The organism is Streptomyces sp. NRRL F-5650, assembly GCF_000721365.1.
In the GTDB taxonomy this organism is placed as follows: domain Bacteria; phylum Actinomycetota; class Actinomycetes; order Streptomycetales; family Streptomycetaceae; genus Streptomyces; species Streptomyces ardesiacus.
The window spans coordinates 1-19632 of record NZ_JOGV01000001.1; the positions used below are offsets into that span (position 1 = coordinate 1).

The window sequence follows — 19632 nt, forward strand, 5'->3', positions numbered from 1 at the left end:
GGGGAAACGCCCGGTTACATTCCGAACCCGGAAGCTAAGCCTTACAGCGCCGATGGTACTGCAGGGGGGACCCTGTGGGAGAGTAGGACGCCGCCGAACTCCTTTTAGAGCTCTGGCTCTTGGGCACACAGCCCGAGAGCCAGAGCTTTTTTGCGTTGGGGTAAGGTCAGTGAGCATCATCGGCTCGTTCACCCCAGGAGGCCCCCGCGTGGAGGTCCAGGAGACCCGCGTGCAGACCGACCGGGTCCTCACCATCCCGAACATCCTCAGCATGGCTCGCCTGGTCGGCGTGCCCGTGTTCCTGTGGCTCATCCTGTGGCCCGAGTTCGGTGGCCCGCAGAGCGACGGCTGGGCGCTGTTGGTGCTGGCCCTCAGCGGAGTCAGCGACTACCTGGACGGAAAGCTCGCGCGGCGTTGGAATCAGATCAGCAGCCTCGGCCGGCTGCTGGACCCGGCGGCCGACCGGCTCTATATCCTCTCGACCCTGGTGGGTCTCACCTGGCGCGAGATTCTCCCGCTCTGGTTGACCCTTGTACTGCTTGCTCGGGAAGCGATGCTGTTGGTGATGGTGGGCATCCTCCGGCGCCACGGCTATCCGCCGCCGCAGGTGAACTTCCTGGGCAAGGCCGCCACCTTCAACCTGATGTACGCCTTCCCCTTGCTGCTGCTGAGCGACGGAAGCGGATGGATCGCGTCACTCGCCGCTGTTTTCGGATGGGCGTTCGCCGGATGGGGTACAACCCTGTACTGGTGGGCAGGTGTTCTCTATGTGGTGCAGGTCCGCCGCCTGGTGCGCGCGGACGCCGCAGCCGATTGAACTCGCTGATTGTGCGGTCCCCGTGGGCCGGATGGCCCGCGCCGGAAAAGTGCGGGACCCTGGACGGGTGAAGTCGGCTTAACCGTCGTCTCTCAGAGGAGGACGCTTCCGACATGAAGGCCGTCGTGATGGCTGGAGGCGAAGGCACACGCCTTCGTCCCATGACCTCGAGCATGCCCAAGCCGCTCCTGCCGGTGGTCAACCGGCCGATCATGGAGCATGTGCTCAGGTTGCTCAAAAGGCATGGGCTCAATGAGACCGTCGTCACCGTCCAGTTCCTGGCCTCACTGGTCAAGAACTACTTCGGTGACGGCGAAGAGCTCGGGATGGAGCTCACCTATGCCAACGAGGAGAAGCCACTCGGTACCGCCGGAAGCGTCAAGAACGCCGAGGAGGCGTTGAAGGACGATGCCTTCCTCGTCATTTCCGGCGATGCCCTGACCGACTTCGACCTCACTGACCTGATCAATTTCCACAAGGAAAAGGGCTCGCTCGTCACCGTGTGTCTGACGCGTGTGCCCAACCCGCTGGAATTCGGCATCACCATCGTCGACGAAGAGGGCAAGGTCGAGCGCTTCCTGGAGAAGCCGACCTGGGGCCAGGTGTTCTCGGACACCGTGAACACCGGCATCTACGTCATGGAGCCCGAGGTCTTCGACTACGTCGACCCCGATGTCCCCGTGGACTGGTCCGGAGACGTCTTCCCGCAGCTGATGAAGGAAGGCAAGCCCATCTACGGCTACGTCGCCGAGGGCTACTGGGAGGACGTCGGTACCCACGAGAGCTATGTGAAGGCCCAGGCCGACGTCCTGGAGGGCAAGGTCGACGTCGACATCGACGGCTTCGAGATCTCGCCCGGAGTGTGGGTGGCCGAGGGCGCGGAGGTGCACCCCGACGCGGTGCTGCGGGGGCCCCTGTACATCGGTGACTACGCCAAGGTCGAGGCCGGCGCCGAGATCCGGGAGCACACGGTCGTCGGGTCCAACGTCGTCGTCAAGAGCGGTGCCTTCCTGCACAAGGCCGTGGTGGCCGACAACGTGTACGTCGGTCCGCACAGCAACCTGCGGGGCTGCGTGGTCGGCAAGAACACCGACATCATGCGGGCCGCGCGGATCGAGGACGGTGCGGTCATCGGCGACGAGTGCCTGGTCGGCGAGGAATCGATCGTCCAGGGGAACGTGCGGGTCTACCCGTTCAAGACCATCGAGGCCGGCGCCTTCGTCAACACCTCGGTGATCTGGGAGTCGCGCGGCCAGGCGCACCTCTTCGGGGCTCGCGGGGTCTCCGGCATCCTGAACGTGGAGATCACCCCCGAGCTGGCCGTGCGGCTGGCCGGGGCGTACGCGACGACCCTGAAGAAGGGGTCCACCGTCACCACGGCCCGTGACCACTCCCGCGGTGCCCGTGCGCTGAAGCGGGCGGTGATCTCCGCGCTGCAGGCCAGCGCCATCGACGTACGCGACCTGGAGAACGTACCGCTGCCCGTGGCGCGGCAGCAGACCGCCCGGGGCAGCGCGGGCGGGATCATGATCCGCACCACCCTGGGGGTGCCGGACTCCGTCGACATCATGTTCTTCGACGGACAGGGCGCCGACCTGTCGCAGGGCAGCCAGCGGAAGCTGGACCGGGTGTTCGCGCGTCAGGAGTACCGGCGGGCGTTCCCCGGGGAGATCGGGGACCTGCACTTCCCGTCCAGCGTGTTCGACTCGTACACCGGATCGCTCCTGCGCAACGTCGACATCACCGGTATCGCCGACTCCGGGCTCAAGGTGGTCGTCGACGCCTCGAACGGCAGTGCAGGGCTGGTGCTGCCCAGTCTGCTCGGAAAGCTGGGCGTCGACTCGCTGACCATCAACCCCGGCCTCGACGAGGCCAGGCCCACCGAGTCGGCCGACATGCGGCGGTCCGGGCTCGTGCGCCTCGGGGAGATCGTGGCGTCCTCGCGGGCCGCGTTCGGGGTGCGGTTCGACCCCGTCGGTGAGCGCCTGTCGCTCGTCGACGAGAAGGGCCGCATCATCGAGGACGACCGGGCGCTGCTGGTGATGCTCGACCTGATCGCGGCCGAGCGGCGCAGCGGCCGGGTCGCGCTCCCGGTGACGACCACCAGGATCGCCGAGCAGGTCGCCGCCTACCACGGCACGCAGGTCGAGTGGACCACCACCTCTCCGGACGACCTCACGCGGGTCGGGGGCGAGGAGGGCGCGATCTTCGGCGGCGACGGCAAGGGCGGCTTCATCGTCCCCGAGTTCAGCAGCGTCTACGACGGCACGGCGGCCTTCGTACGGCTGATCGGCCTGGTCGCGCGGACGCAGCTCACGCTGAGCCAGATCGACGCGCGGATCCCGCGGGCCCACGTCCTCAAGCGCGACCTCGCCACTCCGTGGGCCGTCAAGGGACTCGTCATGCGGCGGGTCGTGGAGGCGGCCGGGGACCGGTTCGTGGACACCACGGACGGGGTGCGGGTGGTCGAGACCGACGGGCGCTGGGTGATGGTGCTGCCCGACCCGGCGGAGGCGGTCACCCACCTGTGGGCCGAGGGCCCCGACGACGCCTCCGCGCAGGCCCTGCTGGACGAGTGGGCCGCGGTGGTGGACAGCGCGGGCCGGTAGAACGCTCCGCACGCCTGCGTGCCGGACAAGTGTCCCCAAGGGGGCCTGTCCGGCACGTCGGTGGGGCCATTCGGAGGTAGTGGCGGCGGCGTGCGACGATGTGCGGCATGCCGCAGCCACCCCCCGTTCGGAGCACATCCTCGCGGCCCGCGCGCCCGGACGCGTCCATGTCCTTGCTCACGAACGTCATGGACCACAGCCTTGACGACGGCTACGCCGAGGCCGCCGCGCGGAAGAAGGCCGACGGCACCGGCGGGATGCCCAAGACGCTCCGCGCCAAGCTGGGCCTGGCGGCCGGCCTCGTGCTCGCGGCGCTGGTCGTGACGGTCGGGGCGGCTCAGGCGCGCGTCGCCGCGCCCGTCGTCGCCAAGGAGCGCGAGGAACTCGTCGATCGCATCGAGGGGGAGACCTCGGCGGCCGACAAGCTGGAGAAGAGCGTCGACGAGCTGCGCGACGACGTGAACGCCCGCCGGCGCGAGGCGCTCGAGAAGAGCGGCGAGGGCGACCGGTCCGACCTGGTGGGCGTCCTCGCGGGCGCGGTCGAGGTGCACGGCCCCGGGGTGAAGCTCGTCGTCGACGACGCCAAGGACGCGGGCGCCGGGGCCGACGGGAGGACGCGGGGCACCTCGGGGTTCTCCGACACGGGCCGGGTACGGGACCGTGACATGCAGCGTGTGGTCAACGGCCTGTGGGAGTCGGGCGCCGAGGCCGTCTCCGTCAACGGACAGCGTCTGACGGCGCTGTCGGCGATCAGGGCCGCGGGGGACGCGATACTGGTCGACAACAGGCCGCTGGTGCCGCCGTACACGGTGCTCGCGGTGGGGGACGGGAAGCGGCTGAGTGCCGCCTTCCAGGACAGCGCCGACGGGCTGTACCTGCACGCCCTCCAGGAGAGCTACGGCATCCGGACCGCCATCTCCGTCGCGGACGACCTCAAGCTGCCGGCCGCACCAAGTCTGATCGTACGTTCAGCACAGCCGATAACCGAGAAGGGCACATCGTGATCGCCGTACTGGGCCTCGTCGTGGGAGTCGTGGCCGGATTGCTGGTCCGGCCGGAGGTGCCGGCGGCCGTGGAGCCGTACCTCCCGATTGCCGTGGTGGCGGCGCTGGACGCCGTCTTCGGTGGTCTGCGGGCCATGCTCGACGGAATCTTCGACGACAAGGTCTTCGTGGTGTCGTTCCTGTCGAACGTCGTCGTCGCCGCACTGATCGTGTTCCTGGGCGACAAGCTGGGCGTCGGTGCCCAGCTCTCCACCGGTGTCGTGGTGGTCCTCGGCATCCGCATCTTCTCCAATGCCGCGGCGATCCGCCGCCACGTCTTCCGGGCGTGAGGCCGATGAGCGAGCACGACGAGCAGCACGGGCACCGGCTGCGCAGGGAACTGCCGCAGGAGGTTCCGCCCCCGGCCAATCCGTCGGGGGACGGCGGCGCGCAGGGGACCCGGCCGGAGCGGAACGGACTCACCGGCAGACAGCGGCTCGTGAAGGGGTTGTGGCCGCCGCGGCTGACCCGGGCCCAACTCATCGTCGCCCTGCTTCTGTTCGGGCTCGGCTTCGGTCTCGCGGTCCAGGTGGCGTCCAACAGCGACAGCGACAGCGCGCTGCGGGGCGCCCGCCAGGAGGATCTGGTCCGCATCCTCGATGAACTGGACGACCGTACTCAGCGTCTTGAAGACGAGAAGCAGGGCCTCGAGAAGCAGCGCGACGAGCTGGAGAACAGCTCCGACCAGGCGGAGGAGGCCCGCAAGCAGACGCTCGAGAAGGAGCGGCAACTGGGCGTTCTCGCGGGCACCGTGGCCGCGCAGGGGCCCGGCATCACGGTGACCATCGAGGACGCGAAGGGGACGGTCGAGGCGGACATGCTGCTCGACGCCATCCAGGAGCTGCGCGCGGCGGGCGCGGAGGCGATCCAGGTGAACGGCGTACGGGTCGTCGCCGGGACGTACCTCGCCGACTCCGACAACTCCGTCAGCGTCGACGGGAACAAGATCAAAGCGCCCTATCGTTTCCAGGTCATCGGTAAGCCGCAGGACCTGGAACCGGCTCTCAACATTCCTGGAGGAGTGGTGCAGACTCTGGAGAAGGAACAGGCCACCGTTACTGTTGAGCGGTCGAGCAAGATCGTCGTGGACGCCTTGCGGGCGGCGGAGCGGCCTGACTACGCTCGGTCGTCCTCCCAGTGAACCGGCGGTGCATGGGGGACGTCCGGCGAGGGCATGAGGTTGCGGGGGGTCGGCGCACCGATTGGGTGGTGCGTGGTGGAAACTGTCTGGCGGAGACGGACGTTGTGAAGGTGTCCGGGTCGGTCAGTGCGGTCAGTAAGGGTTCGTCCTGCCCCACGGGCGGGTCTGTTTCGGTCAAGGGGAATCGCCCGTGAAGTTGTTTGCGAAGTTGTTCGGCAAGAGCGCGCGAGAGGGGAGCGGCGACAACGCGACCGCTCGTCATCGCGCACAGCCCGACGCGGAGGGCTCGCGCCCGATGTTCCGGGACCAGGTGGGTGGTCCGGGCGCGCCGTCTGTTGACCCTGCTCAGTCCGGCGGCATAGGTTTCGGCCAGTCCTCGGCCCCGGGTGCGGGCGGAGGCTTCAACCCCGACCCGTACGCGTCGAACGCCCCGGCGGGGCAGCCGCGGCAGGAGGATCCGTCCATGTCGGCCCTGGTGTGTACGAGGTGCGGCAACCGCAACGCGGAGAACAGCCGTTTCTGCTCCAACTGCGGTGCTCCGCTGCGGCCCGGCGCCGTCCCGGAGCGTGCGTCCGAGACGACCTCCACGATCTCCATCTCCGGTCTGGAGGCCTACGACGCCGAGACCACCGGCCAGACGGCGATGCCGGCGCTCTCTCCCGAGGCGCAGGCGGCCGTGGACGCGCTGCCGCTGGGCTCCGCCCTGCTGGTCGTGCGCCGCGGCCCGAACTCGGGCAGCCGCTTCCTGCTGGACGGCGAGCTGACCACCGCCGGTCGTCATCCGCAGAGCGACATCTTCCTGGACGACGTGACGGTCTCGCGTCGGCACGTGGAGTTCCGCCGGAGCCCCGACGGTTCGTTCACGGTCGCCGACGTCGGCAGCCTGAACGGCACGTACGTCAACCGGGAGCGCATCGACCAGGTCGCCCTGTCCAACGGTGACGAGGTGCAGATCGGCAAGTACCGGCTGGTGTTCTACGCGAGCCAGCGGGGCTACTGACCCGCCCCCGGGCCGCTCGCCCGGGGAACCTCCCAGGGAAGGTCCATGTTTCAAACACCGAGCGGCGGTGCCGGTCACGGCGCCGCCGCCACGGACAGTGGGCTGATGAGCATCGGCGCAGTGCTGAACGCGCTGCGTGACGAGTTCCCCGACATCACCATCTCCAAGATCCGGTTCCTGGAGTCGGAGGGGCTCGTCGAGCCGCGGCGGACCCCGGCCGGGTACCGCAAGTTCAGCGCGCACGACGTCGAGCGCCTCGGCGAGGTGCTGCGCATGCAGCGGGACCACTATCTGCCGCTGAAGGTGATCCGCGAGCACCTGGACGCCGTGGAGCGCGGTGAGGCCGTGTCCCTGCCCCGGGTCGGCCGGCAGCGCGACGGGGAGGCGGCCGTGCCGGAGCCCGCCGAGAGCCCGACGGTGGCCAGGATCGGGCGGGACGAGCTGCTGGCGGCGGCCGGGATCGGTGACCGGGAGCTGGAGGAGTGGGAGTCCTACGGTCTGCTCGCCCCGCTGCCCGACGGTGCGTACGAGGCCGATGCGGTCACCGTGGCGTCGCTGGTCGTGCAACTGGGGCGGTTCGGGATCGAGCCGCGGCACCTGCGGGTCATGAAGGCCGCCGCCGACCGGGAGGCCGGGCTCGTCGACCAGGTGGTGGCCCCGCTGAAGCGGCACCGCAACCCCCAGACCCGGGCACACGCCGAAGCCCGGACCAAGGAGCTGGCGGGTCTCGCGGTGAAGCTGCACGCGGCCCTGGTGCAGAGCGCCCTGGGCGTGCGCCTGCCCTGAAACGGGCAGGCCCGGGAGCCGGGCCGCCCGCCGGATCCAGACCCGGATCGCCCACCCGATCCCGGCCCGACTACCCAAACGTCCCGGGCACGGCCTAGGGTTGCTGTGTGAACGAGCTCGATGTCGTAGGTGTCCGGGTCGAGATGCCCTCCAACCAGCCGATCGTGCTGCTGCGCGAGGTGGGCGGCGACCGCTACCTTCCCATCTGGATCGGACCGGGGGAGGCGACGGCGATCGCCTTCGCCCAGCAGGGCATGGCCCCCGCGCGGCCGCTGACCCACGACCTGTTCAAGGACGTGCTGGAGGCCGTCGGCCAGGAGCTCACGGAAGTGCGCATCACCGACCTGCGCGACGGCGTCTTCTACGCCGAGCTGGTGTTCGCGAGCGGCGTCGAGGTCAGTGCCAGGCCCTCTGACGCCATAGCGCTGGCCCTGCGCACCGGTACGCCGATCTACGGCAGTGACACGGTCCTCGACGACGCCGGCATCGCGATCCCGGACGAGCAGGAGGACGAGGTGGAGAAGTTCCGCGAGTTCCTCGACCAGATCTCGCCCGAGGACTTCGGAACGAGCAACCAGTGAGGCACGTGCCCGGGACGCTCCGGGGCCGCGCGCGGCCCTGTTCGGGCACAATCAGCCATCCTTTCCCGGAACAGGGCACGGGAAACCACTCGTAAGGTGATTATCACTCGGCGTGCCGAGTGTGGCGATCGTTGACGCACCCTTGGTGACTGCCTACCTTCGAGGAGGCAGGTCAAGGACGGAGGTCGGCGTGAGAATCAGCGGCGACGGTACGGTTGGGGGTGGCCCCGGGCGCAGCTTCGGGGCAGGCGGTCCGTACCCTCCCCCGGGTTCCCGGCTTCGCGAGGGCGCGGGTCACGCCCAGCACGGTGGCGCGGCCGATCCCGGCCCGCAGCGACCGGCGGCCGTGCCGACCAGCGGAGGGGCGACGTCCATGGCGTCCGAGCAGATCGGCTACCGCGGACCGACGGCCTGCGCGGCCGCCGGCATCACCTACCGGCAGCTCGACTACTGGGCCCGCACGGGCCTGGTCGAGCCCAGCGTGCGACCCGCCCACGGGTCCGGGACCCAGCGGCTGTACAGCTTCCGCGACGTGGTCGTGCTGAAGATCGTCAAGCGCTTCCTCGACACCGGGGTGTCGCTGCAGAACATCCGCACCACCGTCCAGCACCTCAGGGAGCGCGGGTTTCGCGACCTGGAGCGGATGACCCTGATGAGCGACGGTGCCACCGTCTACGAGTGCGGTTCCCCCGACGAGGTGCACGCCCTGCTCCAGGGCGGCCAGGGCATCTTCGGGATCGCCGTCGGTGTGGTGTGGCGGGACGTGGAGAGCGCGCTGTCCCAGCTGCACGGGGAGCGGATCGACACCGGCGAGACGCTGGTCGGGCACAATCCGGCCGACGAGCTGGCCCGGCGGCGGAACAACCGGGCGGTCTGAAGCCCGTGGTGCCGCGGGGCTCCTCGCGCCGGTGGTCGCGGCATTGTCAGTGGCGTAGGGCAGCATCGGAGATGTGAGAACCGCGCCCACGATCCTGCATCTCGACATGGACGCCTTCTTCGCCTCGGTGGAGCAGGCGTCCAAGCCGAGCCTGCGCGGGAAAGCGGTGATCGTGGGCGGTCTGGGGCCCCGCGGTGTGGTCGCCACCTGCTCCTACGAGGCGCGGGTGTTCGGGGTGCACTCCGCGATGCCGATGGGCCAGGCCCGCCGGCTCGCCCCCCACGCCGCGTACCTCGTGCCGCGCTTCGAGCTGTACCGGTCGATCAGCGAGCAGGTCATGGGGCTGCTGCGGGAGCTGTCGCCCCTGGTGGAGCCGCTGAGCCTGGACGAGGCCTTCGTCGACCTGGAGGCCGGTGGGGCGGCCTGGGACGCGGAGTCGGCGCGGCTGGCCGGGGCGAGGCTGCGCGTGGACATCCGCGCCGTCACCGGCCTCACCGGCTCCGTCGGGCTCGCCGCCTCCAAGATGCTGGCCAAGATCGCCTCCGAGGAGGCCAAGCCCGACGGACTGGTCCTCATCCCGCCGGGGACGGAGCGGGCCATGCTGGAGCCGATGACCGTGCGGACGCTGCCCGGGGTGGGACCCGCCACGGGGGACCACCTGCGCCGGGCGGGGATCACCACGGTCGGCGAGATCGCCGAGGCGGGCGAGGACGAGCTGGTGCGGCTGCTGGGCAAGGCGCACGGGCACGCGCTGTACGCCATGGCGCTGGCGCGGGACGAGCGGCCGGTGGTGGCCGAGCGGGAGACCAAGTCCGTCTCGGTCGAGGACACCTACGACGTGGACATCCACGACCGGGTGCGGGTCGGCGTCGAGGTGGGGCGGCTCGCGGACCGCTGCGTGCGGAGGCTGCGCGCCTCCGGTCTGTCCGGGCGGACCATCGTGCTCAAGGTGCGCAGGTACGACTTCTCCACGCTGACGCGCTCCGAGACGCTGCGCGGGCCCACCGACGACCCGGCGGTGGTCTCGGAGGCCGCGGCCAGACTGCTGGACTCCGTGGACACCACGGGCGGCGTGCGGCTGCTCGGGGTGGGCGTCAGCGGGCTCGCCGACTACACGCAGGAGGACCTGTTCGCGCAGGCGGCGGGGGAGCGGACCGAGGAGCCGGACCAGGAGCCCGCAACGGCCGAGCCGGTCGAGGAGCCCGGCCCCTCGCCCGCCGAGCGCCGGTGGCCGGCGGGGCACGACGTGCGGCACGCCCGGCTCGGTCACGGGTGGGTGCAGGGCAGCGGTCTGGGGCGGGTCACCGTGCGGTTCGAGACGCCGTACTCCGGGGTCGGGCGGGTGCGGACGTTCGCCGTGGACGACCCGGAGCTGAGCCCGGCCGAGCCACTCCCGCTGGTCGTCCCCGCGGGACGGACGGGCGGGTAGCGCGGGGCCGTGTCAGCCGTCGTCGTTGCCCTTGCCGGCCAGCTTGCCGAAGTCGTGGTCGGGGGGCGGGGGAGCGGCCGCGACGTCCAGGCCGTAGTGGTGGTAGAGCTGGAGTTCCTGCTCCGGCGAGAGGTGGCGGCCGACGCCGAAGTCCGGCGCCTCCTTGATCAGGGACCGGTCGAAGGGCACGCGCAGGGTGCCGTCCACCAGCTCGCTGGGCTCCAGGGGGACGAAGGCGTCCCGGCTGAAGAGACCGGTCCGTATCGCCGCCCACTCGGGGACGCCGGTGGCGTCGTCGAGGTAGACCTCGTCGACGGTGCCGATCCTGGCGCCGTCGCGGTCGAACGCCTTGCGGCCGATCAGGTTCCGCGGATCAATGTCAGTACGCACGGGGCCCTCCACTTGATCGCACCACTGGGCCGCACTGGGGTCGCACACCAGCCGCCTAACCATCCGTAAGTACTACAAAAGAGCACATGTGGCCGGTCGGCCACTCGAGGTCCGTGGGAGTACGTCGCTGGTACGCTGGCAAACGGCTGCTGACCCCGCGCGGGAGAGTCCTCCGGACACCACCGGAGGCGCCGAAGGAGCAAATCCTCCCCGGAATCTCTCAGGCTCACGTACCGCACGGACGAGGTCACTCTGGAAAGCAGGGCGGGTGTCGACGGCTTCCGCTCTCACCGACGGTGAAAGCCGGGAGGGCCCAAGGGCCCGACCGGTGAAGCTCTCAGGTTGAGATGACAGAGGGGGAGGCCGTCCGGGTACCCGCGCCGTGGTGCCCCACGAAGGTCGTCAGACCAGGAGGCCTCCGCACATGACCGCCCCTCGCACCCCGCTCTCCGAACTCGAACAGGCCATGCCCTTCGAGCAGCGCCACATCGGCCCCGACCACGAGGCCCGGGCCAAGATGCTCGCGCAGGTCGGTTACGGTTCGCTCGACGAACTGACGGCCGCCGCCGTGCCGGACGTGATCAAGAACGCCGACCGGCTCGACCTGCCGGGCGGGCGCTCCGAGGCCGAGGTCCTGGCCGAGCTGCGCTCCCTGGCCGACCGCAACCAGGTCCTCGACTCCATGATCGGCCTCGGCTACTACGGCACCTTCACCCCGCCGGTCATCCTGCGCAACGTCATGGAGAACCCGGCCTGGTACACGGCGTACACCCCGTACCAGCCGGAGATCTCCCAGGGGCGGCTCGAGGCCCTGCTGAACTTCCAGACGATGGTCGCCGAGCTGACCGGCCTGCCCACCTCCGGCGCCTCGCTGCTCGACGAGGGCACCGCCGCCGCCGAGGCGATGGCCCTGTCCCGGCGCATGGGCAAGAACAAGAAGGGGCTGTTCCTGGTCGACGCGGACGCCCTGCCCCAGACCGTCGCGGTGATACGGACCCGGGCCGAGCCGACCGGTGTCGAGGTCGTCGTCGCCGACCTGAGCGAGGGCATCCCCGCCGAGGTCACCGAGCGCGAGATCAACGGCGTCCTCGTCCAGTACCCGGGCGCCTCCGGTGCCGTGCGGGACATCAAGCCGGTGATCGACCGGGCGCACGAGCTGGGCGCGCTCGTGACCGTCGCCGCCGACCTGCTCGCCCTCACCCTGCTCACCTCGCCCGGCGAGCTGGGCGCGGACATCGCAGTGGGCACCACCCAGCGCTTCGGCGTGCCGATGGGCTTCGGCGGACCGCACGCCGGCTACATGGCGGTGCACGAGAAGTTCGCCCGCAGCCTGCCCGGCCGCCTGGTCGGCGTTTCCGTGGACGCGGACGGCCACAAGGCCTACCGCCTCGCCCTGCAGACCCGCGAGCAGCACATCCGTCGTGAGAAGGCCACCAGCAACATCTGCACCGCGCAGGTGCTGCTCGCCGTCATGGCCGGCATGTACGCCGTCTACCACGGCCCCGAGGGACTGCGGGCCATCGCCCGCCGCACGCACCGCTACGCCACGATCACCGCCGCGGGGCTCGCCGCGGGCGGTGTCGAGATCGTGCACGGCGCCTACTTCGACACCGTCACGGCGCGGGTGCCCGGCCGGGCCGACGCGGTCGTCCACGCCGCCCGGGAGAGCGGCATCAACCTGCGGCTCGTCGACGCCGACCACGTCTCCTTCGCCTGCGACGAGACCACCACCCGGGCCCAGGTGGGCGGCGTGTGGAGCGCGTTCGGCGTGGAGGGCGACGTCGAGGCGCTGGACGCGGAGGCCGCGGACGCGCTGCCCGAGGCGCTGCTGCGTACCGACGACTTCCTGACCCACCCCGTCTTCCACCAGCACCGTTCCGAGACCGCGATGCTGCGCTACCTGCGCCGCCTCGCCGACCGCGACTACGCGCTGGACCGCGGCATGATCCCGCTGGGCTCCTGCACCATGAAGCTCAACGCGACCACCGAGATGGAGCCGGTCACCTGGCCCGAGTTCGGCGCGCTGCACCCCTTCGCACCCGCCGAGCAGGCCCAGGGCTACCTGACCCTGATCCGGGAGCTGGAGGAGCGGCTGGCCGAGGTCACCGGGTACGACAAGGTCTCGCTGCAGCCCAACGCCGGCTCGCAGGGCGAGTTCGCGGGCCTGCTCGCCGTACGCGGTTACCACCGGGCCAACGGCGACGAGCAGCGCACCGTCTGCCTCATCCCGTCCTCCGCGCACGGCACCAACGCCGCCAGCGCCGTGATGGCCGGCATGAAGGTCGTCGTCGTCAAGACCGCCGAGGACGGCGAGATCGACGTCGAGGACCTGCGGGCCAAGATCGAGAAGCACCGCGACGAGCTGGCCGTGCTGATGATCACGTACCCCTCCACGCACGGCGTGTTCGAGGAGCACGTGGCCGACATCTGCGCCCGGGTGCACGACGCGGGCGGCCAGGTCTACGTCGACGGCGCCAACCTCAACGCCCTGGTCGGCCTGGCCAGGCCCGGCCACTTCGGCGGCGACGTCTCCCACCTGAACCTGCACAAGACCTTCTGCATCCCGCACGGCGGCGGCGGTCCCGGCGTCGGCCCCGTGGCCGTACGGTCGCACCTGGCGCCGTACCTGCCCAACCACCCGCTGCAGCCCGCGGCGGGCCCGCAGACCGGCGTCGGACCGGTCTCGGCGGCGCCGTGGGGCTCGGCCGGCATCCTGCCGATCTCCTGGTCCTACGTCCGGCTGATGGGCGGCGAGGGCCTCAAGCGGGCCACGCAGGTGGCCGTGCTGTCCGCCAACTACATCGCCAAGCGCCTGGAACCGCACTTCCCGGTGCTGTACACCGGCCCCGGCGGTCTGGTCGCGCACGAGTGCATCATCGACCTGCGCCCGCTGACCAAGGCCACCGGCGTCAGCGTCGACGACGTCGCCAAGCGGCTGATCGACTACGGCTTCCACGCGCCGACGATGTCCTTCCCGGTGGCAGGCACGCTGATGATCGAGCCGACCGAGTCCGAGGACCTGGCCGAGCTGGACCGGTTCTGCGAGGCGATGATCGCCATCCGTGCGGAGATCGAGAAGGTCGGCTCCGGCTCCTGGCCCGCCGACGACAACCCGCTGCGCGGCGCCCCACACACCGCGGGCGCCCTCGGCGGCGAGTGGGACCACGCGTACACGCGCGAGGAGGCCGTCTTCCCGGCCGGCGTCTCCGCGGCCGACAAGTACTGGCCGCCGGTGCGCCGCATCGACCAGGCGTACGGCGACCGCAACCTCGTCTGCTCCTGCCCGCCGCTGGACGCCTACGAGGACTGAGCAGGTCCGCGGAAGTGCGAGAGGCTCCGTCCGGTCCCCCAGGGTCCGGGCGGAGCCTCTCGGCGTCTCACGCCGTGGCGAGCGACACCTCGGTCGACTTGATCAGTGCGACGACGGGAACGCCCACGGCCAGCGTCAGGTCGTCGGCGGCCTGCCGGGTGACGGCGGCGGTCAGCTCGGCCCCCTCGACGGCGACCGTGACGGCGGCCATCGCGGGGCCGGTGGTGAGGGCCGTGACCGTACCCGGCAGCCGGTTGCGGATGGACAGACCGTCGACCCGGCCGGTGGCCAGGGACACCTCCGTGGACTTCACCAGGGCGCGCACGGCGGCGCCGGGAGAGAGGGCGAGGTCGTCGGCGGACTCCCGGGTGATCGCGGCGGTGACGTCCTGGCCGCCGGTGAGACGGATCCGGACCGTCGCCATGGCCTCGCCCGGAGTGACGGCGGTGACGGTGCCGGGGAGCTGGTTGCGGATGGACAGGCTCATGGGGGCACCGTAGCCCGGACGGGGCGTTGTGCCAGACATGTGCGCATTCGGGGACCCCTTGTGCTGCCCCGGACATGGGTGAGGGCCGGTACGCAGTCGTGGCTGCGGGCCGGCCCCGGCAGGTGGTGGTCGTCGGTGTCACCCGCCCCGGTGCGTGGTCAGGCGGCGGTCGTCAGGCCCGCCCCGACGGGACGGTGCGGGGCGATGACCCGGCCGTCCGGCAGGAGCTCACCGGTGTCCTCGAAGAGGACGACGCCGTTGCACAGCAGGCTCCACCCCTGCTCCGGGTGGTGCGCCACGAGACGGGCGGACTCCCGGTCGGCGGAGACGGCTGACGGGCACGGTGGCTGGTGCTGGCACATGGATGGGGTCTCTCGGTCTGTGATGACGGGTGAATTCGCTGTCTTGTCCGTATCGCGGCGTGAAGCCTCGTTCATGTCCGCCCCCCGTTCTCGAGTCGGTCCGAACCCAGTGTTGCCCCATGGGCGTCGATCCGCAGGTATTTCGCGGCACCGCTTCTCACAGGTTCATGACGCGTCACCCGCGCGGACGGTTCAGCCCAACTGCACTGTCACTTCGGGTGGTTCGGCATGGCCGATTGGGGCTAGTCCGCGCGGGTGGTGGGCCGGAGGCGACGGGCCGGGTCAGGCGGGAGACCCCAGCAGCCGCGTCGGGTTCATCCGGTGCGTGAGGACCGGCAGCAGCTCGGCGACCCGGTGCGGCACGTGGGCCGCGATCCCCGGCGGGGCCGGTGCCAGCGGCACCAGCAGGTCGGTGGCCGCGGGGTGCCCGGCCGAGGCGTCCGCGGCGCTGTCGCCGTGCAGCCACAGCGTGAGCATGTACAGCTCGGGAACCGAGAGCAGGCGTGGCTGGTACGGCTGGGGCAGTGCCTCGGCCTGCCGCAGGGCGCGCTCGGTCGAGGTGACGTAGGGGCCCTCGAAGAAGTGCGAGAACACCCAGCCGTCGGCGGTCAGCATCGTCTCCGCCGCCGCCACCACCAGGTCCGCGCGCCGGATGTGGAAACGCCACCCGGTCAGCCGCGTCGCCGTCACGCCGTCCGTGGTGACCCGGTCGAGGACGTGCACGGGCAGCGGCAGTTCCGGTGTGGCCGGGCCCTGGGTGCCGAGCAGGGCGGGGGTCCGGGCCTCACGGACCGCAGTGGGCGAGGAGAGGGCGGTGAGGACGGTGCGCAGGGCGGGCGCGGGGGCCTGGGAAACACGCAGGGGCATGGTGGGTCGCCTCTCATTCGAAGGCACGGTGGCGCGAGGGCGGGGCGGACGACGCTGTCGGCTCACAGGGCTGGGAGAGGCAGGGGCCGGGGCCTGGAAACGAGAGGGGAGAGGTGTGCCGCGCGTCGGCTCGACGGCGGGAACCTTCGACCGTGGGCGCCGGTCCACTGCCTGTCCGCGGAGTTTATACGACATGTGTTCGCACGGTGTTTCCGCTAGCCGTTTCCGGTAACCCGTACAAGGTTGAACTCGGCCGTTGATTTGCGGGAATCCTCCGGATTCCGGACCAGGTGTGCGGCGATGACCTCGGGGAATACGCACCGAGCGGTCGGCCTATTGTCGTCGGTGTTTTTCACGAGTTGCCGGCCCGGAAAACCGCTCGACGCGCCATGCCCGGTGAATGTGCCACCGGTCACATCGGCACAGAGTAGCGGCTGCCGGGCCGGCGCGGGGACGTTATCGATCGCTTCGGCTGGGCATCATCCCACCTGACCGGCGGCCGGGCAGTGGCGGCCGGATCTTCCACACATCGCTCCGAGAAGGGACTCTTCCATGGGGGAGAAGGTCGTGGCAGGTCAGTTCGACCTGTCCGATCGCCAGCGCTACCGCGACAAGCTCCAGCGGTGCCTGACGGGCCTGGAGCGACTTCTGGCGGAGAAGCGGTTCGACCGTCCGAAGAACCTGATGGGGCTGGAGATCGAATTGAATCTCGTCGGTGCCGACGGGATGCCGAAAATGTTGAACGCGCAAGTCCTCGAACGCATCGCGAGCCGTGACTTCCAGACCGAACTGGCCATGTTCAACCTGGAGGTCAACATAGCCCCCCACCGTCTCGGGGACCGGGTTTTCGACCGGCTCGCGGAAGAGATCCGTACGTCACTGGCATATGCGGACCGCAAGGCCGGGGAGGTCGACGCGGGAATCGCGATGATCGGTATTCTGCCGACGCTGGACCGGGACGACCTCGTTTCCTCCAACCTTTCCGCCGTCGACCGCTACGCCCTGCTCAACGAACAGATCGTGGCCGCCCGGGGTGAGGAATTCACCCTCGACATCGAGGGCGTCGAGCGCCTGACCTGCACCTCCAAGTCCATCGCCCCCGAGGCCGCCTGCACCTCCGTGCAACTGCACCTCCAGGTCACCCCCGACCGCTTCGCGGACGTGTGGAACGCGGCGCAGGCCGTCACCGCCGCGCAGATCGCCCTCGGCGCCAACGCGCCCTTCCTCTTCGGCCGCGAACTGTGGCGCGAGTCGCGGCCCCCGCTGTTCCAGCAGTCCACCGACACCCGCCCGCCCGAACTCCAGGCCCAGGGCGTGCGTCCGCGGACCTGGTTCGGGGAACGCTGGGTGACCTCGGCCTACGACCTCTTCGAGGAGAACCGGCGCTTCTTCCCGGCCCTCCTGCCCATCTGCGACGACGAGGACCCGCTGGACGTCCTCGACGCGGGCGGGGTGCCCTCGCTCTCCGAACTCGTCCTGCACAACGGCACCGTCTACCGCTGGAACCGCCCCGTCTACGACGTCGCCGACGGCGTCCCCCACCTGCGCGTGGAGAACCGGGTCCTGCCCGCGGGCCCCACCGTCACGGACGTCATCGCCAACGCCGCCTTCTACTACGGGGTGGTGCGCGCACTCGCCGACGAGCCCCGGCCGGTGTGGACCCGGCTGCCCTTCGAGGCCGCCGCCGCCAACTTCGAGGCCGCCTGCCGCCAGGGCATCGACGCCCGCTTCGAGTGGCCCCGGCGCGGCCGCCTCGGCGGCACCACCGAGGTCGACGCCGCCGTCCTCGTGCGCGACGAGCTGCTGCCGCTCGCCGAGGCGGGTCTGGACGCGTGGGGCGTGGAGCCCGCCGACCGCGACTTCTACCTCGGCGTGATCGACGAGCGGTGCCGGCGCCGGGTCAACGGCGCCTCCTGGCAGGCCGCCACGTTCCACCGGGCGCTGGAGGCGGGCCGGTCCCGGGAGGCCGCGCTGGCCGCCACGACCCGTCGCTACGTCGAGCTGATGCGCGAGGGCGACCCCGTGCACCTGTGGCCGGTGGGCCTGCCCGGGCCCGATGCGGAGCGGGTGCCGGCGAGCTGACCGCCGCCGCGCCCCCGCTCCCGCCCCGCTCCCGCCGCGCCCCGCTCCCGCCCCGCCCCCGCCGCGCGCCGCCCCATACTGATCGGGCAAGCTGTGACGTCCCAGCAGGAGGCAGGTGTGCATGGCGGAGGCGGGCCCGGTGGACGACGCGATTCCTCAGAAGCGACTCGACGAGCGGTCCTGGCACGAGGGGCGGCTCCCGCGGCGGGTCCTGCGGGACGAGACGCTGCTCGTCCTCGCGCTCTCGCTCGGCGCGAGCGGCGTGTCCGCCCTCATCAGCTTCATCGGCTCGGTCACCCGGCCCGGCGGCCTCAAGGACCAGGCGGCCACGCTCAACGCCTCCGCCGCGCCCGGCCGTCCCTGGCTCGACCTGGCCTGGCAGCTCTTCGGGATCACCACGGCACTCGTCCCGGTCGCCCTCGTCGCGCACTTCCTGCTGCGTGAGGGGCGCAGCCTGCGCACCCTCGGCTTCGACCGCAGCCGCCCGTGGCCGGACCTGGGCCGCGGTGCCGCCGTCGCCGCCGTCATCGGCAGCACCGGCATCGCCTTCTACCTCGCCGCCCGCGGCCTCGGCTTCAACCTCACCGTGGTGCCCGAGGCCCTGCCCGACGTGTGGTGGAAGTACCCCGTCCTGATCCTCTCCGCGGTGCAGAACTCCGTCCTGGAGGAGGTCGTCGTCGTCGGCTACCTGCTGCGCCGGCTCGACCAGATGGGCTGGGGCGCGGGCGCCTCGCTGGCGGCCAGTTCGGTGCTGCGCGGGTCGTACCACCTCTACCAGGGGATCGGCGGGTTCGTCGGGAACATGGTGATGGGCGTCGTCTTCGTCCACCTCTACCGCCGCTGGGGGCGGGTGGGTCCGCTGGTGGTGGCGCACTCCCTGCTCGACATCGGAGCCTTCGTCGGCTACGGCCTGCTGGCGGGCAAGGTGGGCTGGCTCCCGACGGCATGACCGCCGGGACCCGCGTCCGCACCGGTCAGGCCAGCAGCTCGCCCTCGATCACCGTCACCGCCCGGCCGCTCAGGAGCGTGCGCCCGCCGCGCAGTTCCGTGCGCACCAGGCCGGAGCGGGAGGACGCCTGGAGCCCGGTGAGGTCCGGGCGGCCCAGACGCTCGGACCAGAAGGGCGCCAGTGCCGTGTGGGCGCTGCCGGTGACGGGGTCCTCGTCGATGCCGACGTTGGGGAAGAAGCAGCGGGAGACGTAGTCGTAGCCACGGGCGGGATCCTGCGCCGGGGCGGTGGCGATGACACCGCGCTCGGAGTGGGCGGCCAGGGCCTTGAAGTCCGGTGCCAGGGCGCGGACCGTCTCCTCGTCGGCGACCTCCACCAGCAGGTCCCGGATGTTCGGCCCGGTGTCCAGGACCGTGAGCGGCTCGGCGCCCAGGGCCTCGGTGACGCCCGCCGGGGCCTCGACCGGGGTGAGGGGAGCGGTGGGGAAGTCCAGGGTGACCGAGCCGTCCTCGCGGGGTGTGGCGGTCAGGACGCCGCTGCGGGTGGCGAAGCGCACCGGTCCCTCGTGGGCGCCGGTGGTGTGCAGGACGTGGGCCGTCGCGAGCGTCGCGTGGCCGCACATCGCCACCTCGGTGGCCGGGGTGAACCAGCGCAGCGCCCAGTCGGCCCCGCCGCCCGGGGGCAGCCGGTGGGCGAACGCCGTCTCGGAGTGGTTGACCTCCAGGGCGACCCGCTGGAGCCGGTCGTCGTCGGGGAAGGCGTCGAGGAGCAGGACCCCGGCGGGGTTGCCGGCGAAGGGGCGGTCGGTGAAGGCGTCGACGATTCGGATGCGCATGCCACGAAGCTAGGGCCGTCGGGAGCGGCGCACCAAGGCCAATCGCGCGCTGCTGGACCGATTTCCG

18 protein-coding genes, 1 rRNA gene and 1 riboswitch are annotated in these 19632 nt (G+C 71.0%); of the genes, 14 read left to right on the forward strand and 5 right to left on the reverse strand.

The genetic code is table 11. The features are described 5' to 3' along the window. From rrf to IG88_RS0100055, 11 genes are all read left to right on the forward strand, one after another. A 5S ribosomal RNA gene (gene rrf / locus IG88_RS40090) occupies positions 1-99 on the forward strand; the annotation flags it as partial. A 109-nt stretch (positions 100-208) separates the two neighbouring features. Beyond that, on the forward strand, positions 209-817 hold the full coding sequence (locus tag IG88_RS0100010; protein WP_031033366.1) for a CDP-alcohol phosphatidyltransferase family protein: 609 nt from the start codon (positions 209-211) through the stop codon (positions 815-817). 113 nt (positions 818-930) lie between these two features. After that, on the forward strand, positions 931-3426 hold the full coding sequence (locus IG88_RS0100015; RefSeq protein WP_030401963.1) for a mannose-1-phosphate guanyltransferase: 2496 nt from the start codon (positions 931-933) through the stop codon (positions 3424-3426). A 167-nt stretch (positions 3427-3593) separates the two neighbouring features. Further along, complete coding sequence (locus IG88_RS0100020) at positions 3594-4430, forward strand: DUF881 domain-containing protein (protein ID WP_031033380.1); 837 nt, start codon at positions 3594-3596, stop codon at positions 4428-4430. Then, the gene (locus tag IG88_RS0100025; protein WP_003977440.1) at positions 4427-4759 is read left to right on the forward strand and encodes a small basic family protein; all 333 of its coding nucleotides are present in this window, start codon (positions 4427-4429) and stop codon (positions 4757-4759) included. Before IG88_RS0100020 ends, IG88_RS0100025 begins: the two co-directional genes overlap by 4 nt. A 5-nt stretch (positions 4760-4764) precedes the next feature. Next, positions 4765-5610 (forward strand): DUF881 domain-containing protein, encoded by an 846-nt coding sequence (locus IG88_RS0100030; RefSeq protein ID WP_031033383.1) that lies wholly within the window; start codon positions 4765-4767, stop codon positions 5608-5610. Between the two features lie 148 nt (positions 5611-5758). Next, positions 5759-6610 (forward strand): FHA domain-containing protein, encoded by an 852-nt coding sequence (locus IG88_RS0100035; RefSeq protein ID WP_234331968.1) that lies wholly within the window; start codon positions 5759-5761, stop codon positions 6608-6610. 45 nt (positions 6611-6655) lie between these two features. Beyond that, the gene (locus IG88_RS0100040; protein ID WP_031033387.1) at positions 6656-7396 is read left to right on the forward strand and encodes a MerR family transcriptional regulator; all 741 of its coding nucleotides are present in this window, start codon (positions 6656-6658) and stop codon (positions 7394-7396) included. Between the two features lie 107 nt (positions 7397-7503). Beyond that, complete coding sequence (locus tag IG88_RS0100045; RefSeq protein WP_030189411.1) at positions 7504-7977, forward strand: bifunctional nuclease family protein; 474 nt, start codon at positions 7504-7506, stop codon at positions 7975-7977. A gap of 190 nt (positions 7978-8167) precedes the next feature. Beyond that, the gene (locus tag IG88_RS0100050; protein ID WP_199807403.1) at positions 8168-8854 is read left to right on the forward strand and encodes a MerR family transcriptional regulator; all 687 of its coding nucleotides are present in this window, start codon (positions 8168-8170) and stop codon (positions 8852-8854) included. Positions 8855-8927: 73 nt separating this feature from the next. Next, the gene (locus IG88_RS0100055) at positions 8928-10283 is read left to right on the forward strand and encodes a DNA polymerase IV (RefSeq protein WP_051851701.1); all 1356 of its coding nucleotides are present in this window, start codon (positions 8928-8930) and stop codon (positions 10281-10283) included. A gap of 12 nt (positions 10284-10295) precedes the next feature. Here the strand turns inward: IG88_RS0100055 and IG88_RS40095 are convergent, their stop codons facing one another. Then, complete coding sequence (locus IG88_RS40095; protein WP_030401955.1) at positions 10296-10673, reverse strand: PRC-barrel domain-containing protein; 378 nt, start codon at positions 10671-10673, stop codon at positions 10296-10298. Positions 10674-10823: 150 nt separating this feature from the next. After that, a riboswitch (glycine riboswitch) is annotated at positions 10824-10919 on the forward strand. 178 nt (positions 10920-11097) lie between these two features. Between IG88_RS40095 and gcvP the strand changes: the two genes are divergently transcribed. Continuing rightward, a complete protein-coding gene (gene gcvP, locus IG88_RS0100065; protein ID WP_031033392.1) occupies positions 11098-13983 on the forward strand; it encodes an aminomethyl-transferring glycine dehydrogenase in 2886 nt (961 codons plus the stop codon). Positions 13984-14050: 67 nt separating this feature from the next. On the opposite strand, the gene IG88_RS0100070 is transcribed toward gcvP, so the two are convergent. From IG88_RS0100070 to IG88_RS0100080, 3 genes are all read right to left on the reverse strand, one after another. Beyond that, positions 14051-14470, reverse strand: a complete 420-nt coding sequence (locus tag IG88_RS0100070; RefSeq protein WP_031033394.1) for a TOBE domain-containing protein — start codon at positions 14468-14470, stop codon at positions 14051-14053. Positions 14471-14628: 158 nt separating this feature from the next. Beyond that, complete coding sequence (locus tag IG88_RS0100075; protein ID WP_003977451.1) at positions 14629-14832, reverse strand: DUF5999 family protein; 204 nt, start codon at positions 14830-14832, stop codon at positions 14629-14631. A 282-nt stretch (positions 14833-15114) separates the two neighbouring features. Further along, a complete protein-coding gene (locus tag IG88_RS0100080; protein ID WP_031033396.1) occupies positions 15115-15699 on the reverse strand; it encodes a hypothetical protein in 585 nt (194 codons plus the stop codon). 552 nt (positions 15700-16251) lie between these two features. Here IG88_RS0100080 and IG88_RS0100085 point away from each other — a divergent pair. After that, positions 16252-17781: a glutamate-cysteine ligase family protein gene (locus IG88_RS0100085; RefSeq protein ID WP_031033398.1), complete on the forward strand. Its 1530-nt coding sequence runs from the start codon at positions 16252-16254 to the stop codon at positions 17779-17781. Between the two features lie 121 nt (positions 17782-17902). Then, a complete protein-coding gene (locus tag IG88_RS0100090) occupies positions 17903-18730 on the forward strand; it encodes a CPBP family intramembrane glutamic endopeptidase (RefSeq protein ID WP_031033399.1) in 828 nt (275 codons plus the stop codon). Positions 18731-18755: 25 nt separating this feature from the next. Here IG88_RS0100090 and IG88_RS0100095 read toward each other — a convergent pair whose 3' ends face one another. Then, complete coding sequence (locus IG88_RS0100095; RefSeq protein WP_031033402.1) at positions 18756-19565, reverse strand: PhzF family phenazine biosynthesis protein; 810 nt, start codon at positions 19563-19565, stop codon at positions 18756-18758. Between the last annotated feature and the right edge of the window lie 67 nt (positions 19566-19632).